This window comes from Gymnodinialimonas mytili (assembly GCF_037544085.1).
GTDB lineage: Bacteria > Pseudomonadota > Alphaproteobacteria > Rhodobacterales > Rhodobacteraceae > Gymnodinialimonas > Gymnodinialimonas mytili.
Genome location: NZ_JBBIFW010000001.1, coordinates 1,292,799 through 1,309,006 on the forward strand (window position 1 = coordinate 1,292,799; position 16,208 = coordinate 1,309,006).

The 16,208-nt window shown below is 61.6% G+C and carries 17 protein-coding genes and 1 tRNA gene; 5 read left to right on the top strand and 13 right to left on the bottom strand.

Going from position 1 to position 16,208, the window contains the following annotated elements:
- Positions 1-1,254 (top strand): DNA polymerase IV, encoded by a 1,254-nt coding sequence (locus tag V8J82_RS06375; protein WP_339973298.1) that lies wholly within the window; start codon positions 1-3, stop codon positions 1,252-1,254.
- Between the two features lie 106 nt (positions 1,255-1,360).
- Here the strand turns inward: V8J82_RS06375 and V8J82_RS06380 are convergent, their stop codons facing one another.
- Positions 1,361-2,218, bottom strand: a complete 858-nt coding sequence (locus tag V8J82_RS06380; protein ID WP_339973300.1) for an N-formylglutamate amidohydrolase — start codon at positions 2,216-2,218, stop codon at positions 1,361-1,363.
- A 180-nt stretch (positions 2,219-2,398) separates the two neighbouring features.
- Here V8J82_RS06380 and V8J82_RS06385 point away from each other — a divergent pair.
- A tRNA-Val gene (locus V8J82_RS06385) sits at positions 2,399-2,473 on the top strand.
- A 162-nt stretch (positions 2,474-2,635) separates the two neighbouring features.
- Positions 2,636-2,761: a type B 50S ribosomal protein L36 gene (gene ykgO, locus V8J82_RS06390; RefSeq protein ID WP_012177066.1), complete on the top strand. Its 126-nt coding sequence runs from the start codon at positions 2,636-2,638 to the stop codon at positions 2,759-2,761.
- 65 nt (positions 2,762-2,826) lie between these two features.
- Here the strand turns inward: ykgO and V8J82_RS06395 are convergent, their stop codons facing one another.
- Both V8J82_RS06395 and V8J82_RS06400 read right to left on the bottom strand, forming a co-directional pair.
- Positions 2,827-3,366, bottom strand: coding sequence for a DUF4329 domain-containing protein (locus V8J82_RS06395; RefSeq protein WP_339973302.1), 540 nt, complete (start codon positions 3,364-3,366; stop codon positions 2,827-2,829).
- On the bottom strand, positions 3,363-5,042 hold the full coding sequence (locus V8J82_RS06400) for a peptidoglycan-binding protein (RefSeq protein ID WP_339973305.1): 1,680 nt from the start codon (positions 5,040-5,042) through the stop codon (positions 3,363-3,365). Before V8J82_RS06400 ends, V8J82_RS06395 begins: the two co-directional genes overlap by 4 nt.
- Before the next feature lie 212 nt (positions 5,043-5,254).
- Here V8J82_RS06400 and V8J82_RS06405 point away from each other — a divergent pair, with 212 nt between their 5' ends.
- Positions 5,255-5,566, top strand: coding sequence for an EF-hand domain-containing protein (locus V8J82_RS06405; RefSeq protein ID WP_339973307.1), 312 nt, complete (start codon positions 5,255-5,257; stop codon positions 5,564-5,566).
- Between the two features lie 9 nt (positions 5,567-5,575).
- Here V8J82_RS06405 and V8J82_RS06410 read toward each other — a convergent pair whose 3' ends face one another.
- The 6 genes from V8J82_RS06410 to V8J82_RS06435 form a co-directional block, all read right to left on the bottom strand.
- On the bottom strand, positions 5,576-6,784 hold the full coding sequence (locus tag V8J82_RS06410; protein WP_339973309.1) for a phenylacetate--CoA ligase family protein: 1,209 nt from the start codon (positions 6,782-6,784) through the stop codon (positions 5,576-5,578).
- A gap of 41 nt (positions 6,785-6,825) precedes the next feature.
- The gene (locus V8J82_RS06415; RefSeq protein ID WP_339973312.1) at positions 6,826-7,206 is read right to left on the bottom strand and encodes a cupin domain-containing protein; all 381 of its coding nucleotides are present in this window, start codon (positions 7,204-7,206) and stop codon (positions 6,826-6,828) included.
- A gap of 39 nt (positions 7,207-7,245) precedes the next feature.
- Positions 7,246-8,082 (bottom strand): ABC transporter ATP-binding protein, encoded by an 837-nt coding sequence (locus V8J82_RS06420; protein ID WP_339973314.1) that lies wholly within the window; start codon positions 8,080-8,082, stop codon positions 7,246-7,248.
- 116 nt (positions 8,083-8,198) lie between these two features.
- Complete coding sequence (locus V8J82_RS06425; protein WP_339973316.1) at positions 8,199-9,479, bottom strand: ABC transporter substrate-binding protein; 1,281 nt, start codon at positions 9,477-9,479, stop codon at positions 8,199-8,201.
- A 77-nt stretch (positions 9,480-9,556) separates the two neighbouring features.
- A complete protein-coding gene (locus tag V8J82_RS06430; protein ID WP_339973318.1) occupies positions 9,557-10,642 on the bottom strand; it encodes a branched-chain amino acid ABC transporter permease in 1,086 nt (361 codons plus the stop codon).
- A 273-nt stretch (positions 10,643-10,915) separates the two neighbouring features.
- A complete protein-coding gene (locus V8J82_RS06435) occupies positions 10,916-11,902 on the bottom strand; it encodes a branched-chain amino acid ABC transporter permease (protein ID WP_339973320.1) in 987 nt (328 codons plus the stop codon).
- A 150-nt stretch (positions 11,903-12,052) separates the two neighbouring features.
- On the opposite strand from V8J82_RS06435, the gene V8J82_RS06440 reads away from it, so the two are divergent.
- Complete coding sequence (locus tag V8J82_RS06440) at positions 12,053-12,514, top strand: hypothetical protein (RefSeq protein WP_339973322.1); 462 nt, start codon at positions 12,053-12,055, stop codon at positions 12,512-12,514.
- Here the strand turns inward: V8J82_RS06440 and V8J82_RS06445 are convergent.
- From V8J82_RS06445 to V8J82_RS06460, 4 genes are all read right to left on the bottom strand, one after another.
- Positions 12,489-12,998, bottom strand: a complete 510-nt coding sequence (locus tag V8J82_RS06445) for a hypothetical protein (RefSeq protein ID WP_339973324.1) — start codon at positions 12,996-12,998, stop codon at positions 12,489-12,491. The genes V8J82_RS06440 and V8J82_RS06445 overlap by 26 nt on opposite strands.
- Complete coding sequence (locus tag V8J82_RS06450) at positions 12,991-13,812, bottom strand: ABC transporter ATP-binding protein (RefSeq protein WP_339973326.1); 822 nt, start codon at positions 13,810-13,812, stop codon at positions 12,991-12,993. The genes V8J82_RS06445 and V8J82_RS06450 overlap by 8 nt, the downstream gene beginning before the upstream one ends.
- The gene (locus tag V8J82_RS06455) at positions 13,813-14,067 is read right to left on the bottom strand and encodes a hypothetical protein (RefSeq protein ID WP_339973329.1); all 255 of its coding nucleotides are present in this window, start codon (positions 14,065-14,067) and stop codon (positions 13,813-13,815) included.
- A gap of 73 nt (positions 14,068-14,140) precedes the next feature.
- Positions 14,141-16,084, bottom strand: a complete 1,944-nt coding sequence (locus V8J82_RS06460; RefSeq protein ID WP_339973331.1) for an AMP-binding protein — start codon at positions 16,082-16,084, stop codon at positions 14,141-14,143.
- Between the last annotated feature and the right edge of the window lie 124 nt (positions 16,085-16,208).

The window sequence follows — 16,208 nt, forward strand, 5'->3', positions numbered from 1 at the left end:
ATGCCCGCCCTTTGCCGCGATTGTCTGGAAACCTTCGACGCCGGTCGCCGATGCCCGGCCTGCCGGTCGCCCCGTGTGACCGCCCATCCCGAGTTGTTTGACCTGTCGATTGCCCATATGGATTGCGATGCCTTCTATGCCTCGGTCGAAAAACGCGACAATCCCGATCTGCGCGACAAGCCGGTGATCATCGGCGGCGGACGGCGCGGTGTCGTCTCGACCGCCTGCTACATCGCGCGGATCAAGGGCGTGCGCTCGGCCATGCCGATGTTCCAGGCGCTCAAGCTTTGCCCCGAAGCCGTGGTGGTGCGCGGACGGATGGATTTGTATGTCGAGGTCTCGCGGCAGATCCGCGCCATGATGGAAGAGATGACGCCCGCGATCGAGCCCCTGTCGCTCGACGAAGCCTTCCTCGATCTGACCGGCACCGCCCGCGCCCATGGCGCGCCGCCCGCCGTGATGCTGGCGCGTCTGGTGCGCCGTATGCGCGAGGAATTGGGGATCACCGGCTCCATCGGGCTGTCGCATAACAAGTTTCTCGCCAAGATCGCCTCGGATCTCGACAAGCCGCGCGGATTTTCCGTGATCGGTGTGGCCGAGACGATGGAGTTCCTCTCCGACAAACCCGTCCGCCTGATCTGGGGCATTGGCGAGGCGGGCCAGAACAGCCTGAACAAGGCGGGCATCCAGACCTTTGCCGATCTCGCGCGGTGGGATCGGCAAGCGCTGCAGGATCGCTTCGGCGCCATGGGCGACCGGCTGTGGCACCTGGCGCGCGGACAGGATCACCGCGTCGTCAAGCGGGATCGGGCGGTGAAGGGGATCTCGAATGAAACCACCTTTTCCGACGATATCGCCGACCCGGATCTGCTGGATGGCCATATCTGGCGCATGTCCGAAAAGGTGGCGGGTCGGCTAAAGGCGAAGGGCATTGCCGGGCGCACCGTAACCCTGAAGCTGAAACGCAGCGATTTCAAATTGCTGACGCGCCGCATCAGTCTGCCCGATGGCACCCAGACCGCCGACCGCATCTACCACACGGCGCGCGCGCTTTACGACCGGATGGAGCATAGCCTGCCCTATCGGCTGCTCGGGGTCGGCGTCTCCGACCTGACACCCGAGGCACAGGCCGACCGCGCGGGCAATCTGCTCGATCCGCAAGAGGCGCAGCGCATCGAGGCCGAGAAAGCCACCGACGCCATCCGGGCCCGGTTCGGCAAGGATGCGATCCTCAAGGGCCGCTCGCTGCGCTGATCGCCAAGCCGTCTTTCCGAATGTTCGACAGATCCGCGCCGCCATCCGGCCCAAGCGGCGGGCTCGGCGCGCGGGGGTGGGTGGGCGGGCCGTGCGCCGAGCCCGCCTATTCCGCCGCCAGCGGCACACGCCCCGGAAGCACCCCGATCACACGGGCCAACACCTGACTGATCAGATCTTTCGTCGCGGTGAAGCTGGTATTGGGGCGGATCGCACGCTCATCCATGTAGAGCGCGCGGTCAATCTCAACCTGCACGGCATGAAAGCCGCGCGTCGGACGCCCATAGCGCTGCGTTATATAGGCGCCCGCAAAGGGTGCGTTGCGGCTCACCACCAGACCGGCATCCAAAAAGCCCTGCTCCAGCACATCCACGATCTCGCTGCCTGCCGAGGCCCCGAACCGGTCCCCCAACACCACTTCGGGCCGCCGCGTGCCGGGTCGGGCCACGCTGTCCAGCGCCTCATGGGGCATCGAATGGAAATCCATCAAGACCGCGCGGCCAAAGCTCTCCTTGGCAGTCGACAGCAAACCATCCAGCTCCGAATGATAGGGTTGCCAAATCTGCGCGATCCGCGCCTCGGCTTCGGCACGCGACAGCTTTCCGCGGTAAATCGCGCGGCCATTGGCGACAACGCGGGGCACCACACCCAGGCCGGAATTGATCCGCGGCGTTTGCACCACGCGACCCACACCATCGATCACCCCCGGATCCAGCTCATCCGCACTGCGGTTCAGGTCCAGATAGGCGCGCGGCCATTCCGCCGCCAAAAGCGGGGCGCCCAAGGACGGGGCGGCGCCGACCAACTGGTCCATGAACGCATCTTCAGATGACCGAATCGTCCGCTCATCCAGAACCGAGGCGCGCAGAAATGTGGGGGAATAATGCCGACCGGAATGCGGAGACGCCACCACGACGCAACTTGTCACTTCACTGGGCAGATCAAGGCGGAAGGCAGGGTGCATCTTCGCATCCAACAACTAGGTTACTCTCACCGATATAGACGGTTTTTATACGAAGCCAAAAGCCCTTGCGCGGCGCGAGGACTCCTTTTATACGACCGCTCACCCAGACGGTCCTCGCGCCCGGGGCCGTGGCTGATGCGCGGCATACCGGTGCTTCGTGACCATAACGGGGCATAGATCGGGCGATTAGCTCAGCGGTAGAGCACTTCGTTGACATCGAAGGGGTCACTGGTTCGATCCCAGTATCGCCCACCATGCCGTCCTTTGCACGCAAGGGAATGGCAGACAGAGTTTGGATTTTGTTCGCAAAGTCCGCTGCAAACGCCTTGAAAAGGGCGACATATTCGCCGGCCCGCAACCTCGCGCGGCCAAAACCATGACAGGCGCATCGCCGCGCCGCGACGAAGGAGAAGACCCATGAAGGTCAAGAACTCGCTCCGCTCGCTCAAGCAGCGCCACCGCGATTGCCGCGTCGTGCGCCGTAAGGGCCGGGTTTACGTGATCAACAAGACCCAGCGTCGGTTCAAAGCCCGCCAGGGCTGATCAACCGCGCAACATTCAGAGATTAGCCGCCCCCGGGGCGGCTTTTTTCGTTTGAGGGCAGAGAATCAGAGACCTTCGCGGCGTCGCAGATCCTGCCAGGTGTACCTGTCGGCGATCGGGCCACTATCGCCCGGGATGAAATCGGGGTCCTGGCCCATACATCCCAATCCGCAGATCTGCGTGGCGACCCCGCGATCACCGTCAATGTACCACAGCCGACCGCCGGGCGTGGCGACATAGCCGTTCACACCCTCTTCCATATCGCCCTGCACATCGTCTGAGGACGGCACCTCGCTATCGGCGGCACTGTCGAAGGCGGCATGGGTGTGGAAACTGGCGACGATCTCGACAAACCGGCTTTCATCCCCACGGCTCAGACAGCCCCAGGCATCGCCGCGGGTGACCTCCGTGGCCATAAGCTGCCCGTCCGGCATCCGCCCGATATAGCCGCAATACTCCACGTTCTCCGCGAAACTCCGCGCCTGCAGCCCCATCAAAGCCTCCTGCGCGACGGCCCGTTCCTCCGGGTCTTGCGCCAGCGCGGGCGCTATCCCGAGGGACAGCGCCACAGCGATGGTCGCATGAAACAGCCATTTGCAGATCACCGAAACACGCCCTCCAGTTGGATAATGCCACCAAAGGCGTTTTCCAAAAGCTGCGCAACGGTTGGCGAGTCGAAAAAACCGGTCACTTGCAGCCCGCGGGATTGCTGGAAATTCGCGATGGCGCTGCGGGTCTGATTGTCAAAGCGGCCATCGATCCGCCCCGGATTCAGGCCCAACGCAGCCAAACGCTGTTCCAGGATCGACCGTGTGACCGGCGGCAGGTTCAACGCCGTCTCTTGCTGTGCGAAGGGGCTGGAGGGCGTCGGTGCGTTTGGCCAAGGCTGCACCTGACCGGTCAATTGTGCGATCCGGTGGCGCGCGGCATTGGCATATTCGCCCTGCGGATAGTCCCGCAGATAGGCCTCGTAGCCGGGCACATTGTCGGCCGCCGAGGCGTCATTCCAGGCCAGTTCATCATATTCAACCAGACGGCGCGCGGCCTCACCGGCAAATTGGCCGTTGGGATAGCGGTCCAAATATTGGCGCAACCCGCGTTCGGTGGCGCCCTGGCCCGTCACCTGCCAATAGGCACGGTCGGCCCGTTCGGCCTCGGCCAGCGCGGCAACCTCTTGCGCTTCGATCTCGGCGGCGCGGATATCGGCTTGACTGGACAGGGCCGTGATCTGCCCAGCATCCAGATATCCGGTCTGATCATAGCCCGCCGAGGCTTGCCAAGCGACGATGGCGGCGCGGCTGCCATCGCCCAGAACGCCGTCAATGCCGCGATCATAATGGCCCAGGATCGCCAGATCGCGCTGGATCTCCCGGCGCGCCTCGCGATCCAGTTGCAACACCTCTTCGGCGGCCTCCGCCAGGGATGTCGGATCCGCCTCAAGCGCTGCGATTTCCGCGCGGGCTTGGGCGGCATAGGCGCCGTTCGGATAGCGCTCAAGATAGCGGCGATAGGCGGCGGCATTGGCAAGCTCCACCGCGGCGTTCCACAGCGCAAGCTCGTCACCGCTCGCCTGCGGCAAGATCGGAGCCGGTGGCAGAACCTGCGGCGTATCCGAGCCTTCACTGCCCAGGAACGGGACCGAGGCCGACAAAAATCCGTAGCCCCGCAATCCGCGCGACCCGTTGATCGCGCCGGGCAGATTGGCGCCCGGCACAAGCAAAACATCTGAAACCAAATCCGCCAAATCCGATGGCGCGCCGACCACTGCCGTCACCCCTTGGGGCGGTGCGATCTGACCCAGACCCGCATTCAACCCGGCGCCCAGATCGATGCGACGGCGTTCCTGCCCCAGCAACACAATCGACCGGCCCGGCACACGCGCGGCAACCTCCATCATCACGTCCAGGTCCAAGCCATCGCCGCCGACCTGCGCCAGATTGGTGCGCCGCGCGTCGCTGCCCAACAGCCAATTGCCGCCGGATGATCGGGCGAAATGGCCGATTGCAGCGATCAGAACGCGGTCCTCATCGGCGATGTCCAACAGTTCCGCAAGGGCGTCCCGCATGTCGTCCCCATCGGCATCGCGCGTCAGGATCACGTCGAACCCCGCCTCTTCCAGGGGGCGGCGCAGCGCCTCGATCTCACGCCCTTCGCGCAGGTTTTGGGCGGCGGAATAGCGATCATTGACGATCAGCAGCGCGGTATCCGCACTGACGCTGGAAGACAGGCCGCCCAAAAATGCGCCCGCCCAGACAGAGATGGCAAAAAACCTGGCTCGCATGGCGAAAACTCCCTTAACGATTCGCGTAATGCTCAGCCGATAGCATGGCATCTATTGGTTACCGGATGACGCAGGCCCCCGATCGCGCCTGTCATCGGATGACAAAGGCCGGTTTTTGGCAAAGCCCCGCCGATGGAACGGGGGGAACCAGGACATGGCTCTGCGGGTTCCTATATCGAACGCACCATTCCGATCCTGAGGGAGCCGCCCAGATGCGCCGCCAAACCACCTGTCTGATCTGCGCCCTTGCAATATCCGCCGCGAGCCCCGCCCTCGCGCAATATGAGGAAACCGGCGTCCAATCGTTTCTGGCCGCGGATCAAAACGGGGATGAGCTGCTGACCCAGCAGGAATTTCGCAGTTTCATCCGTTACATGGCCGATGCAGGTGCCCCGATGTCGATCCGCATCCGCACCTTCGGCGCCTATAACATCGCGTTTCGGCGCGCCGATCTGAATGGGGACGGCGTGATATCACCCGAAGAACTGCGCGCGGCAGAGGCCGCCAATGCCCGAGGGCGCTGAGCGCGCGGCTTAATCGTAGCTGCGCTGGTCGTCGATGACCTTGCCGTCATTGGGCAAACTGCCAGGCGCCACGATCTCGACCTGACCTTTCAGCTTCAAGGTGGCGGCCACGTTTTGGGCCAGAACCGACGCGTCCATCGCGGCATCACCCTCGACCTGAACCCGCATCACATCCATTTCGCCGTCCCGCAGCGCCGTGACCCGCGCTTTTGTGACGCCGGTCTTCGCGACCAGTTCGGCCACCTGTTCGGGGCGCACGAACATGCCCTTGATCTTGGTGGTCTGATCCGCGCGCCCCATCCACCCGTTGATCCGCGTATTGGTCCGCCCACAGGGGCTTTGGCCTGGTAAAACCGCGCTCAAATCACCGGTCGCAAACCGGATCAGCGGATAATCGGGGTTCAAGGTGGTCACCACAACCTCGCCCACCTCGCCCTCGGGCACCGGATCGCCCGTGCCGGGGCACACGATTTCCACGATCACACCTTCATCCAGGATCATCCCCTCCATCGCGGCACTTTCATAAGCGATATTGCCCAGATCGGCCGTCGCATAGCATTGCAGACAGGAAATTCCCCGCTCGGCATAATCCGCCCGTAGCGAGGGGAACAGCGCCCCACCCCCGACCGCCGCCCGGGTAAAGCCCAGCTCCACCCCCATCTCAGCCGCTTTGTCCAGGATCACCTTCAGGTAGTCCGGCGTCCCCGCATAGGCGGTGCAGCCGATATCCTTGGCCGCCCGCACCTGTAATTCCGTCTGCCCCACACCCGCTGGCAACACGGCGGCCCCTACGGCCCGCGCGCCGGATTCAAAGATCATGCCCGCCGGCGTCAGATGATAGCCAAAGCAATTCTGCACGATGTCGTCCGATCCGATCCCCACCGCATGTAGAAACCGCCCCATCCGCCACCAATCATGTGTGATCCCGCCGGGTTCATAAATCGGACCGGGACTTTGAAACACATGCGCCACATTGCTGACCGCCATCCCCCCAAAGGGCGGCTTCTCCGCCTGCCAGGCGACCAGATCGGATTTGCGCAACACCGGCAGCACCGCCAATCCCGACAGATCGTTCAGCGGGTCGGCGGTCAGACAGCTGTCCTGCGCCTCCGCCACACGGGTCAGTTGCGCGTTCAACGCGGCCAATTGCTCCGCCGTCCGTTGATCGGCGCTGCGCCGCTCCAGTGCATCGAACGGGCCGTTATCTTGATCCAGCATCCTAGTGCTCCTCTGCGTTTGCAGCCCAAACGTGGCGGCGCTTACTCCGCCAGTGCCATAAATGGTTCACCCACACGCAACACATGGGTGGTGATCGCCACCATGTCGCTGTCACCGACATTGGTCAGGCCGCCGTGAACCTCACCCTCCGCGAAGTACAGCGGCGTGCCCACGGCAAACTCGATCACATTGCCATTGGGCGCTTCTGCCGTGGCGGGCGTCACCACAACCGCGTGTTCATCGCCCGGATGCGTATGCAGTGGCACGGTCGCACCAGGCGGCACGGTCAGACGGCTGACAACAACCTCCATAGTCTCAGATCCCGGCACCGCGCTGCGCCGGATCTCTTCGCGTTCGATCTCTTGCGCCGCGGCGCTCACACTCATCGCCGCCAGAATCGCGGCCGCATATACGAATTTCATCAACGCTCCTCCGTGCCAGAAAAGGGTCCGGTCCATGGCTCAGCTCAGCCACCGTTTGCGGCGGCGATAAGACCGGACATCACGAAAACTCTTGCGCCCCTCTTCGGACATCCCGAGGTAGAATTCCTTCACATCCGGGTTTTCGCGCAATTCATCGGCGGGGCCGTCCATCACCACACGCCCGCTTTCCAGAATGTAGCCGTAATGCGCAAACCGCAGCGCCACATTGGTGTTCTGTTCGGCCAACAGGAACGTCACCCCCTGCTCTTCATTCAGCCGCTTCACGATCCCGAAAATCTGTTCGACCAATTGCGGGGCAAGCCCCATGCTCGGCTCATCCAGCAGGATCGTTTCGGGCCGGGACATCAGGGCCCGGCCAATCGCACACATCTGTTGTTCCCCACCCGACGTGTAGCCCGCCTGGCTTGTCCGCCGCTCTTTCAAACGCGGGAAATATTCATAGACCAGATCCAGATCAGCCGCGATCGCCGCGCGGCCATCCTTGCGCGTGTAGCTGCCGGTCAGAAGGTTTTCCTCGACCGTCAAATGCTCGAAACAATGGCGCCCTTCCATCACCTGGATCACACCGCGATCCACCAGATCCGAGGGCGACAGATCCTGAACGCGCTCCCCGCGATACTCGATCGAGCCCTTGGTGACTTCGCCGCGCTCGGAATGCAGCAGGTTGGAAATCGCCTTCAGCGTGGTCGTCTTGCCCGCGCCATTGCCGCCCAGCAAGGCCGTGATCCCGCCTTTCGGCACCTTCAGGCTCACCCCCTTCAGCACAAGGATGACGTGGTTATAGATCACCTCGACATTGTTGACCTCCAACAGCGTCTCGGTCTGAACCTCGGTTTCAACGGCTTGATCCAGCATTTTCATCCCCGGTTAAGGTTAACGCCGCGCCAGAGCGGCGCGCGCCTGTCTTCCATTGGCTCCAAATACCCAAAAATCCGGCGGCAGCGTCCCGCACCGCCGCCGGACATGTCAGATCAGCCGCCTGTGCACTGGGGCTCGATGCCGTTTTCAGCGGCATATTGGGCGGAGTCTTCCTCGACCAAGGGCTGGGTCACGGAATCATCGGGCGCGATGAAATCCGTCAGCGTCACCCACTGCTCGCCGTCCCATTGCTGCATGATCGCCATGCCGGTGCCGCCATGGTCTTCACAGGTCACCGCGAATTCCGGCCCGATGCCCGGCATACCTGCCGCTTCCATGGTCTCGTTGGTGATCTCCAACGCCGCCATCGCATCGCGCATCATCGACGCGTCGATCTCGGCCACACCGCTCATTTCCTGCGCCAGGGCCGCGGCCTCGGCCGCCAGGAACGCCGCATACATGCCGCGCGTATACAGAACGTTGCCCAGGTTCGATCCGTCACCGGCCGCCAGGCCCGCATCGATCACATGTTCCTGGATTTCGGCAAAGACCGGCATATCGCCCAGACGGTTCATGTTCAGCGACCGGTAGCCCGCCGCATCGGCGCCCGCGGATTCGACGTCATGGTCGGCCCCGGCCCACCAATTGCCGATGAAATTCTCCATCGGGAACCGGGTGTTGATGGCTTCCTGGATCGCGACCTGGTTCATCACGCCCCAGCCCCACATCACAACGTAATCGGGACGTTCGCGGCGGATCTGCAGCCATTGGTTGCCCTGCTCCTGGCCCGGGTGATCCACGGCCAATTGGCTCAGCTCAAAGCCATGCTGCGCCGACAGCGTCTCCAGCGTGCGGATCGGCTCCCGACCATAGGCGGAATTGTGGTAGAGCAGCGCGATGGTCTTGCCTTCCAGACTGCCATCATTTTCCTCCAGCAATTGGTTCACGATCACGCTGGCCGCGTCCCAATAATTGGCCGGATAGTTGAAGGTGTGGCTGAACACATTGCCATTCGTCGCCGAGGTCCGGCCATAGCCCATCGTGTGCAGCGGGATGCCATCGGCCGTGGTGCGTGGGATCAACTGATAGGTGATGCCCGTCGACAGGGGCTGATAGACCAGCGCGCCTTCGCCGCGGGTGCTCTCATAGCATTCCACCCCGCGCTCGGTGTTATAGGCGGTCTCACATTCCGGCACGCGGGTCATCACGCCACCGATGCCACCATCGCGTTGGTTCAACAGCGTGAAATAATCCGCATAGCCATCCGCAAACGGAATCCCGCCCGCCGCATAGGGGCCGGTCCGGTAGCTGAGGCTGGGGAACACAAGGTCCGCCGCCGCCGGGCTGCCTGCGGCAATTGCCGTGCTCAGCGCCAAAAGTGCCAGTTTCTTCATCGGGTCATTCCTCCCTTGGATTTTGTCCGATTTCAGGTTTGCCCGGGCCTCCCAACCCGGGGATGTCATGGCGCCCCTCAATGGGGGAACGGCCACAATCTCAGTTTTTCTTTCGCGAGCGCCCAGAGCCGCGCCAATCCGTGCGGCTCCACAATCAAGAAGAACATGATCAGCGCGCCGACGATGACGAACTGGAAATGCGCCGACAGCGCCGTATCCAAGCCCATCCCGTCGACCAGCAACAGCTTCAGAAACACCGGCAGCAGCACCATAAAGGCCGCGCCCGCAAAGCTGCCAAAGATGCTGCCCAGCCCGCCAATGATGATCATGAAGAGCACCAGGAACGATTTTTGGATGCCATAGACCTCGCCCACTTCAACCGCGCCCAGATAGACGGTGAACAGCAGCGCGCCGGAAATCCCCACATAGAAGCTCGACACCGCAAAGGCCGTCAGCTTGGCCTTCAACGGGTTCACCCCGATGATCTCGGCGGCGATATCCATATCGCGGATCGCCATCCATTGCCGCCCAACCGAGCCGCGCGTCAGGTTCCGTGCCACCCAGGACAGGACGAAGACAAACAGGAAGCAGAACAGATACTTCGCCCAGGCCTCCGCATTCGGGCCCGTGACGGGAACGTTGATGAAGTAGAAGAAGTCCCGCGCCGGTGCGCTGATCTGGCCTGAGGCCGAGTAATTGTAGAACCACGGCACCTTGTTAAACAGCCACACCAGGAAGAACTGCGCCGCCAGCGTGGCCACCGCCAGATAGAAGCCTTTGATCCTCAGGCTCGGCAAGCCGAAGGCCACGCCCACCATCGCCGTCATCGCGCCCGAGAGCAGCGTCAGCGTGATCATGTCCATGCCCGGGAATGCCGTCATCAACTTGTACGAGGTATAGGCCCCCACCGCCATGAACCCGCCCGTGCCCAGCGAGACCTGCCCGCAATACCCCGTCAGAATGTTCAGCCCAATCGCCGCAATCGCGTAGATCAGGAACGGGATCAGCAGAGAGTTCGCCCAGTAATCGTTGATCAGGAGTGGAATGACCACCGCCCCGACAAACAGGACAACATAGTAGCGATATCGATCGAACTTGATCGGAAAGGTCTGGTTGTCCTCGGCATAGGTGGTCGAGAAATCACCCGCTTCACGGTAAAACATCAGATATCTCTCCCAATGGCAGAACGAGACGCTCGCGCAGAATCAAGGCGAAGCCGCCGCGCATCGCCGGGCCGCCCCCCGGCACGGCGATTTGGCTGGCCTTGGTGACGCGCTCGAACCAAGCGATGACCTTGCAACAATAAAACACCATGGAACGACCGTTGGATCGCCGCACCGCGGCCCATCAATGCGCGTCTCATCCCACCGGAACCGGTGCTCGCAGCTAAACAGCCACACAGTTGTGACGGCTCCACCCGTTTCCGAAACACTGCCTCAAACCCGCTCAATGATCTTCTCCCCGAACAGGCCCTGCGGGCGGAACACCAGGAAGACCAGCGCCAGCACATAGGCGAACCAGTTCTCGGTCGCGCCGCCGATCAGGGGGCCGACGGCAAACTCGAACAAAGCCTCACCGACCCCGATGATCAAACCGCCCACAATCGCGCCGGGGATCGAGGTGAACCCGCCCAGCATCAGCACCGGCAACGCCTTTAGCGCGATCAGGCTGAGCGAGAATTGCACGCCCGACTTCGAGCCCCACATGATCCCCGCCACCAGCGCGACCATACCCGCCAGCGACCAGACCAGGATCCACACATAATTCAGCGAAATGCCCACACTCAGCGCGGCCTGGTGATCATCGGCCACGGCCCGCATGGCGCGCCCGTTCTTAGTGTATTGCGAATAGGCCACCAGCCCCATCACCAGGATCGCCGCAATAATCGCAGCCGCGATATCCAGATTGTCGATGAAGAACCCGTAGCCAAATATCTCGAACGTGGTCGTGTCGATCCAGTCGTTGATCCCCTGCGGCAGGCCCACATCGAGATTGCGGATCTCAGACCCCCACATCAGATCGGACACGCCCTCCAAGAAATAGGCGAGCCCAATCGTCGCCATGAACAGGATGATCGGCTCCTGCCCGACCAGATGTTTGAACACGAAACGCTGCACCAGATAGGCGAAGCCAATCATGATCAGAACAGTGAGCAGGATCGCTGCAATCGCCGGAACCTCCCACCCAAAATAGTGGATATCGGTCCCGAAAATCGCATTGATCAGATGCCCGAACGGCACCCGCCCCTGCTGAATGCCCACCAGCGTCATCGCCGCGAACAGGGCCATCACGCCTTGGGCGTAGTTGAAGATCCCCGACGCCTTGAAGATCAGCACGAAGCCCAGAGCAACAAGCGCATACATAACGCCATTCAGCAGCCCATTGGCCGTGACTTCCATGGCGAAGATTAACTGGTCAGGCATGGATCACTCCTGCTCGCAAGGGTTGGGGATTATGCCGGCGCTCGAATTTACATTTGCCATAACAGGGGCCCCCGCTCGGAGAGCACCAATCGACGCCGAAAAGGGCTGAGTTCCGTTCTCGCACCATACAGAGACCGCGTAGGCTTCGTCATGCGTCGCTGGCCGTACGTCTACCCCGGCAAGCCGATCGAAACCCGCTTGCATACGCTGTGCCCAATCGAGCAAATCGCGGCGGACAAGCGGGCCCTGACCCTCAACGGAGACCACTTGGCACGCGAAAAAGCTGCGCGTCCCCGCGCTTCGATCACGTTGATAGAGCAGTTGGATCGCAACGCCGACATCGTCGCCGACCAGATACCATTGTGCAGGAAAAACGCCTGCAAGCGGTGTTGGGTTATCCACTTGCTCACCCAAGCCACTTGCATCGTTTGCCCGCAAAGCAGCCAGGCAAAGATCAAACCCGTCAGAAAACGCATCCACAATGTCACTGCGCGATGGCTGCTGTGCCGCCACGACCGGAGACATGAAGGTCGCAAGAATGCCGCCCAAAACGAAGCTCGCCAGTTTGCCTGCCTTCGCCATCCGCTCAACTCTCCAAATTCGTCTCGATGACGGTCACGCTCGGCACCAACCTATCGAACTCGACCTCGATCCGAGGCTCGCGCAGGAACGTCGACAGCAAACGCAGCGGCTCGGTCTCGATCACCTCGTAATCGCCCGAGGACACCGCCGCCTCGGCCCAGTCGCCGCTTTCCGCATGCGTGTATTCCCCGATGATCGCGCAATACTGAACGACCGCCTCTGGCAGCGCCCGGCGCAATTCCCAATCGCCGCTCTCCGGCACCCAGCTTTCCCAAGAGGCGCGATGGGGGATGCGCTCCAAGCCGTCCACGATCGTCTCGCGCACCTCGACCATCGGTGTCAGGCAGCGGGCCTCGAACTCGGACATCGTGCCCGCGACAGCAGGGGTGGAGAGCATCGCTGCCCCGAAGGCAAGCGCACCGAAAGAGCCCACGCGCCGCTTTTCCGTGCGCAAATCTGTAACGACAGATTCACTACAGGAAAACGACAGGGTCTTTACGCCGGTGTCAGTCATGCGAGACCCCCAGATAGGCGTCGATGACCTCTTGATTGTTGCGCACCTCATCGGGCGTCCCGTCGCCGATCTTCTTGCCGTAATCCATCACGACCACACGGTCGGACAGGTCCATCACAACGCCCATGTCATGCTCAATCAAAACGATGGTCGTGCCGAATTCGTCGTTCACGTCGAGGATGAAGCGCGACATGTCTTCCTTCTCCTCCACATTCATCCCCGCCATCGGCTCGTCGAGCAGCAGGATCTGCGGCTCCGCCGCCAAGGCGCGGGCCAGTTCCACGCGCTTTTTCAAGCCATAGGGCAGTCGCCCCACCGGCGTTTTCCGGATGCTCTGAATCTCAAGGAAATCAATGATTTCCTCCGCTTTAGCCCGGTTGGCCACTTCCTCATCCTGGGCTTTTCCCCACCAAAAGGCCTGGCTCAGAAAGCTCGCCTTCATGTGGTTCAACCGCCCGGTCATCACGTTGTCCAGAACGCTCATCCCCTCGAACAGGGCGATGTTCTGAAATGTCCGCGCAATGCCTTGGCGGGCCACCTGATAGGGTTTCATCGGCGGGCGCTTGGCGCCTCGATAGAACACCTCACCCTCCTGCGGATTGTAGAACCCGCTGATGACATTCAGCATCGAGGATTTGCCGGCGCCGTTCGGGCCGATGATCGCGCGGATCTCGCCCTCCCGCACGTCGAACGAGATGTTCTTGATCGCCTCCACGCCGCCGAACCGCAACGTGATGTCCTTCATCTCCATGACCACGCCGCCAATGGTGCGACCGTCAGCGGTGACATAGCTTTCCTGCGCATTATCAAGCATTTACTCCGCCCTCTCCCGCGCGGCCTGACCGCCCTTAAAGATCAACGCTCCGATCAATCCGTAGATCAGCAATGCGATCAACGCCCAAACGAAGTTGGTTTCCACCACCTCGGCCATTCCGATGAACAAGGCGGCCACGCCGCAAATCCCAATCGCGCCGCCCTGCACCAGAGAGGCACCCTTTTCAACATATCGCCCCGCGACCCAAGAGGCCGCAAAGCCCAACAGAAACAGGCCCACCGCAGTCAACGTCATGGCGCGGCCCAATGTGGGAAGGTGGGTGGGGCGACGGCGTCAGCCGAGCGTATTTGCGCAGCAAACCCAGCCATCATTCCGCCGCCATCCGGTCTTCGGACACTGCCAAAGTCGCCGCATCGCGGATCTGAAGCGTCGCCGAGATCTTCCCCTTGCGGCCATCTTCATAGGTGACTTCCGTCTCGGTGTATTGCTCTGATTTATCAGAATAAAGCGCATCGATCAGGTCGGCGAATTTCTCCTCAATGATCCGCCGCCGCACCTTGCGGGTGCGTGTCAGCTCTCCGTCATCGGCATCCAATTCTTTATGCAACACCAGGAACCGCGCGATCTGGCAATGGGCCAGCATCGGGTCTTCGACGACGGACCGGTTGACCTCTTCCACGTGGTTTTGGATCGAGGCGAGCACCGCCGGATGGCCCGCAAGCTCTTGATAAGATGCATAGGCAATGTTGTTGCGTTCCGCCCAATTGCCCACCGCGCTCAGGTCGATATTGATGAAGGCGGTGCAATAATCCCGCTCATTCCCGAACACGACAGCTTCCAGAATATCTGGGTAAAACTTCAGTTTGTTTTCGACATATTTCGGCGCGAACAACCCACCCGAAGCCGTTTTACCCACATCCTTGGCGCGATCCAGAATGCGGAGATGCCCGCTATCTTCTTCGATGAAGCCCGCATCCCCCGTGGCCACCCAGCCTTCGGGATCCTTGGTCGAGGCCGTGCTTTCGGGGTTCTTGTAATACTCCACGAATGTGCCCGGCGACCTATAGAACACCTCACCGCTTTCGCCGATTTTCAACTCGACGCCCGGCGAAGGAACCCCGACCGTATCGGGGCGCACTTCGCTATCGGGTTGCTGCGTGATGAACACGCTCGCCTCGGTCTGCCCGTAAAGCTGTTTCAGGTTGATCCCGAGCGCGCGGTAGAAATCGAAGATCTCCGGCCCGATCGCCTCACCCGCGGTGTAGCCGACACGCACGCGGCTCATGCCGAGCGTGTTTTTTAGCGGTCCGATCACCGTCAGATTATCCCAGGCATAGGCCAGCTTTTCGCCTCCCGAGACAGGCTTGCCATCCAGGATCTTGGGACCCACCTTTTTTGCCCGCGCCATGGCCCCATGAAACATCCGTTTTTTCAGAGGGCCCGCATCTTCCATGCGGATCATCACGCTGGTCAGCAGGGTCTCGAATACCCGCGGCGGCGCAAAGAAATAGGTGGGGCCGATCTCTCGCAGATCGGTCATCATCGTGTCGGCGGATTCGGGGCAATTGACGCAAAAGCCCGTCCAATAGGCCTGCCCGATGGAAAAGATGAAATCACCGACCCAAGCCAGGGGCAGATAAGCCAAAACCTCATCTTCCAGGCGCAAATCATCGAACTCAGATGAAGATTTCGAGGCCTCGATGATATTCCGGTTCGACAGGACAACGCCCTTGGGCTTGCCTGTGGTCCCGGACGTATAGAGCATCACGCAGGTGCTGTCGTAGACAAGCTCGGCCTCGCGTGTATGGAGTTGGGTCAGCAGGCGATCCTTGGCGGCGCGGCCCTTATTTTTCACGTCTTCCAGCAAATGCAGCCTTGTATGGTCATATTTGCGCATGCCCCGCGGATCGAGATACAGGATCTGCTCTATGCCCGGCAGACCGGCTTGGGCGTCGATCACCTTGTCGACCTGCTCCTGATCGCCAACGATCACAAAACGCGCGCCGCAATGCTCCAACACATAGGCCATCTCTTCGGCCACGGCGTCCTGGTACAACGGCACCGGAATACCGCCTGCCATTTGCACCGCAACCATCGACCAATAGAGCGCCGGGCGGTTCCGCCCGATGATCGCAACATAGTCGCCCCGGTTCAGACCCAGATCCAAAAGACCCAATGCCATCGCTTCGATTTCGACGGCGGTTTCCGCCCAGGTCCAGCTTTGCCAGATGCCGAACTCTTTCTCGCGATAGGCGGTACGGGATGAAAACTGCGTCGCGTTACGGCGCAGTAGGGCGGGCACGGATTCCATGACGTCCGAAGACGGTTGCGTATTTGCCAAGCTTTATCCTCCCAAACGCCGGACTCCCTTCCGGCGGTCACGGGCTCGATCTGTTGGGCCGAACTCCGCAGATCCATACCGTGACACAGGAGGG

Coding starts and splice junctions, on each gene's coding strand:
- V8J82_RS06375 (WP_339973298.1), top strand. CDS start 1: ATGCCCGCCCTTTGCCGCGATTGTCTGGAAACCTTCGACGCCGGTCGC.
- V8J82_RS06380 (WP_339973300.1), bottom strand. CDS start 2,218: ATGCACCCTGCCTTCCGCCTTGATCTGCCCAGTGAAGTGACAAGTTGC.
- ykgO (WP_012177066.1), top strand. CDS start 2,636: ATGAAGGTCAAGAACTCGCTCCGCTCGCTCAAGCAGCGCCACCGCGAT.
- V8J82_RS06400 (WP_339973305.1), bottom strand. CDS start 5,042: ATGCGAGCCAGGTTTTTTGCCATCTCTGTCTGGGCGGGCGCATTTTTG.
- V8J82_RS06405 (WP_339973307.1), top strand. CDS start 5,255: ATGCGCCGCCAAACCACCTGTCTGATCTGCGCCCTTGCAATATCCGCC.
- V8J82_RS06410 (WP_339973309.1), bottom strand. CDS start 6,784: ATGCTGGATCAAGATAACGGCCCGTTCGATGCACTGGAGCGGCGCAGC.
- V8J82_RS06415 (WP_339973312.1), bottom strand. CDS start 7,206: ATGAAATTCGTATATGCGGCCGCGATTCTGGCGGCGATGAGTGTGAGC.
- V8J82_RS06420 (WP_339973314.1), bottom strand. CDS start 8,082: ATGCTGGATCAAGCCGTTGAAACCGAGGTTCAGACCGAGACGCTGTTG.
- V8J82_RS06425 (WP_339973316.1), bottom strand. CDS start 9,479: ATGAAGAAACTGGCACTTTTGGCGCTGAGCACGGCAATTGCCGCAGGC.
- V8J82_RS06430 (WP_339973318.1), bottom strand. CDS start 10,642: ATGTTTTACCGTGAAGCGGGTGATTTCTCGACCACCTATGCCGAGGAC.
- V8J82_RS06435 (WP_339973320.1), bottom strand. CDS start 11,902: ATGCCTGACCAGTTAATCTTCGCCATGGAAGTCACGGCCAATGGGCTG.
- V8J82_RS06440 (WP_339973322.1), top strand. CDS start 12,053: ATGCGTCGCTGGCCGTACGTCTACCCCGGCAAGCCGATCGAAACCCGC.
- V8J82_RS06445 (WP_339973324.1), bottom strand. CDS start 12,998: ATGACTGACACCGGCGTAAAGACCCTGTCGTTTTCCTGTAGTGAATCT.
- V8J82_RS06450 (WP_339973326.1), bottom strand. CDS start 13,812: ATGCTTGATAATGCGCAGGAAAGCTATGTCACCGCTGACGGTCGCACC.
- V8J82_RS06455 (WP_339973329.1), bottom strand. CDS start 14,067: ATGACGTTGACTGCGGTGGGCCTGTTTCTGTTGGGCTTTGCGGCCTCT.
- V8J82_RS06460 (WP_339973331.1), bottom strand. CDS start 16,084: ATGGAATCCGTGCCCGCCCTACTGCGCCGTAACGCGACGCAGTTTTCA.